At 70.6% G+C, this 2,337-nt stretch carries 3 protein-coding genes; 1 reads left to right on the forward strand and 2 read right to left on the reverse strand.

The window, feature by feature from the left end:
- Positions 1-320 (reverse strand): TetR/AcrR family transcriptional regulator (locus tag NBZ85_RS30360; RefSeq protein ID WP_261563342.1); only part of this gene is annotated, 320 nt, incomplete at its 3' end.
- 88 nt (positions 321-408) lie between these two features.
- Between NBZ85_RS30360 and NBZ85_RS30365 the strand changes: the two genes are divergently transcribed.
- On the forward strand, positions 409-1,311 hold the full coding sequence (locus tag NBZ85_RS30365; protein WP_261560642.1) for an aldo/keto reductase: 903 nt from the start codon (positions 409-411) through the stop codon (positions 1,309-1,311).
- A 465-nt stretch (positions 1,312-1,776) separates the two neighbouring features.
- On the opposite strand, the gene NBZ85_RS30370 is transcribed toward NBZ85_RS30365, so the two are convergent.
- Positions 1,777-2,130: a VOC family protein gene (locus tag NBZ85_RS30370; RefSeq protein ID WP_261560643.1), complete on the reverse strand. Its 354-nt coding sequence runs from the start codon at positions 2,128-2,130 to the stop codon at positions 1,777-1,779.
- Positions 2,131-2,337: the final 207 nt, after the last annotated feature.

Genomic DNA, 2,337 nt, shown 5'->3' on the forward strand with positions numbered 1-2,337 from the left:
GTGCCGTACATCAGCAGGTAGAAGGCGGGGTGGCGCAGGCCGAAGTCGACGTGGATGTCCCAGCCACGGCGCATGTCGTCGACCGGGTCGTCGGTGTGCGTCAGCGTGTGCTTCCCGGCCAGGTAGATGTCGAAGGCGTGGATGGCCAGGGCCGCGAGGAGGCCGTCCTTGTCGCCGAAGAACTGGTAGAGGGAGGCGGCGCGGATGCCGGCCGCCGCGGCGACTGAGCGGGTGGAGACCGCCTGGGCGCCGTCGCGTTCCAGGATGCCGGCCGCCACCTCGAGGATCTGCCGCCGGGTGCGGGTCTTCGCGTCATCCACGGTTGCAATGCTACGGCTTCTGGCGTATCACTGAGACGGGCAGTGATACGCATATTGTCGTGGCAGTGATACATCGAAGGGGAAGTCAGTGAATCGTGTCGGATACGGCGCCATGCAGCTCGCCGGGCCGGGCGTGTGGGGTTCGCCGGACGACCCCGAGTCGGCGCGGCGGGTGCTGCGCCTGGCGGTCGAGCTGGGAGTCACGTTCTTCGACACCGCGAACGCGTACGGGCCGCGCACGGTGAACCGGCTGATCGGGGAGGCGCTGCGGCCGTTCCCGGAGGGGGTGATCGTCGGCAACAAGGTCGGCGCCGGGCGCGGCCCGGACAGGTCGTGGATCATCATCAACCACCCGGACACGGTCCGCCGGCAGGTCCACGAGGCGCTGGTCGACCTGGGCACGGAGGCAAGCGAGCTGACGTACCTGCGGCTCGGCGGCGACGGTCCGGCACCGCCGAGCGACGTGCCGCTGGAGGACTCCCTCGGCGTGCTCGTCGAGCTGCGTGACCAGGGGCTCATCCGTCGCATCGGTTTGTCCGGCGCGTCGCCGCAGATGCTGGCCCGCGCGCAGAAGATGACGCCGATCGCGGCCGTGCAGAACCGTTTCAACCTGCTCGACCGCAGCGGCGTCCGGGTCCTCGCCGACTGCGAGGCGCGGGGCATCATGTTCGTCCCCTACTTCCCGCTGGCCTCCGGGCAGCTCGGCAGCCACGACGAGCTGACGAGCCCCGCGCAGCGCCTCGGGGCGACGCCGGCCCAGGTCGCGCTGGCCTGGCTGCTGCGCCGTTCCCCCGCCATGGTCGTCATCCCCGGCACGACGAACCCCGATCACCTGCGCGCCAACATCGCCGCGGCCGAGGTCGCCGAGAACCTGACCGACGCCGAGGTGGCCCGCCTGACCGGCCTTGTCGACGAGTCGAAGGCCGTCATCGACCAGCCGCACCAGTCCACACTCGACGCACTCGGGTCCGCGGCGGACAGCCACCGGTGAGCAACCGCTCGACGGGCAGCGGCCAGCACGCCGTCCGGCCGCCGTCCGGCCGTCCGGGTTGGTGGGGCGCGTGGCCTTGAGGAAGCCGCGGAGCCTGGCCGCCGAGATCTCCACGATGGCGTCTGACTACCCGGCAGATTCGTTGACGCTCGCGCGAGGTCGCAGCGATACCGCCCTGGGCGTCATCCGGGATTTCATGACAGCGGCCTGGTAGCAGGCGCGCGCGGCGACCATCCGTACGGGAACTGGCACCTGCGCGGATCGATATGAGGGTGTACTTGGGTTGACTCGACGAGGCGCGAGAGAGGGTAACGACCTTCCCGCGATCGGAGTCAGGGCATGCTGGCGTGATGTGGGATGGACGGTTCAGCGGTCTGTTCCGGCCCGCACCGCACCGCCCGAGGCCTCCGGCTTTCCGGTCGACGGACCTGGGTTTCGGGGCCGTCGGTGCGCAGTGTGACGCGGTCAGGCGGGCTGCCACAGCTCGACCCGGTTGCCCGCGGGATCGGTGACCCAGCCGAATCGGCCGACCCCCTCCATGGCCTGCGTTTCTTCGGTCACGTCCGCGCCTTTGGTGCGCAGTTGCGCGAGCATCGCATCCAGGTCGCGGACCCGAAAGTTGAGCATGGTCTGCTGGGCGCGGGACCCGAAGTAGTCGGTCTCGGACTCGAACGTCGCGAACACCGTCGGCCCGGCTTCCTGACGCCACCGGCCGAACTCGTCGGCGTCCAGGCCCAGGCAATCGCGGTACCACGCGCTCAGGGCCGCCGGGTCGGCGGCCCGCAGGAAGTATCCACCGATCCCAAGCACACGTTCCATGTCGTCATCCTGCCAGGACGGCGATCAGGCGGGCTGGCACCACATCATCCCGTCCGGCCTTGTCCGCAAGTCAGGGGCGGGGTGCACCGACCGGCTGGGGATCGGCAGGGGCCGCTGGTGACCCGGGGACGGCCGCCGGAGCGGGCCGATCCGGTATGCCGGTCGCGGTCGCGGTCGCGGTCGCGGTCGCGGTCGCGGGGGTGGGGG

This window comes from Frankia tisae (assembly GCF_025403405.1).
Classification (GTDB): domain Bacteria; phylum Actinomycetota; class Actinomycetes; order Frankiales; family Frankiaceae; genus Frankia; species Frankia tisai.